This is a genomic window from Paenibacillus sp. 01T422 (genome assembly GCF_056398785.1).
The window spans coordinates 1-589 of sequence record NZ_JBFTQB010001546.1; the positions used below are offsets into that span (position 1 = coordinate 1).

Genomic DNA, 589 nt, shown 5'->3' on the forward strand with positions numbered 1-589 from the left:
CTTCGTTTCCTCCTTCTTCTTACTAGACATAAGAATAGGGCAAACTTTTTAAGAAAGAAGTGGGTTAAACTTAAAGTTTTTCTTAAATTTCTTTTATTAAAGGGGTAAACGCACTTCAAAGAGCGTACGAATCAAGTTGCTTTGGGCAGAAATCGTTCCATGATGCTGTTCCACAATATTTTTGGCAATAAACAGCCCGAGTCCAGTACTCCCCCCTTGTTGCGTTCGAGCCCGATCTCCGGTGTAAAACATGTCAAAAATATGCGGCAGCTCTTCCGGTGGAATGCTACCGCCGTAATTAACGACTTGGACCACCACTTCACCTGCATCAAGATGGCAATTGATATCTACAAACTGGCCGTCTTTTCCGTAACGATTCGCGTTCGTTAATAGATTTTCAAAAACGCGGGCCAGCAACTCTCCATCACCCCAAATTTGCAAATGCGGCTCGATATTTAACCTAACCAACAGGTGACTTTTCTCAAAAACAGGGAACAATTCCTCATTCAGCTGAATGAGAAGATCACTCAGATCGATTTGCTTTTTCTCAATTGAAAGCATGCCATAATTCATCCTTGTGAGTTCAAAC

At 41.8% G+C, this 589-nt stretch carries 1 protein-coding gene; it reads right to left on the reverse strand.

Features of this window, described 5'->3' with window-relative positions; genetic code table 11:
• Nucleotides 1–96: 96 nt before the first annotated feature.
• Nucleotides 97–589 (reverse strand): sensor histidine kinase (locus tag AC1DUA_RS40080; RefSeq protein WP_477504942.1); only part of this gene is annotated, 493 nt, incomplete at its 5' end.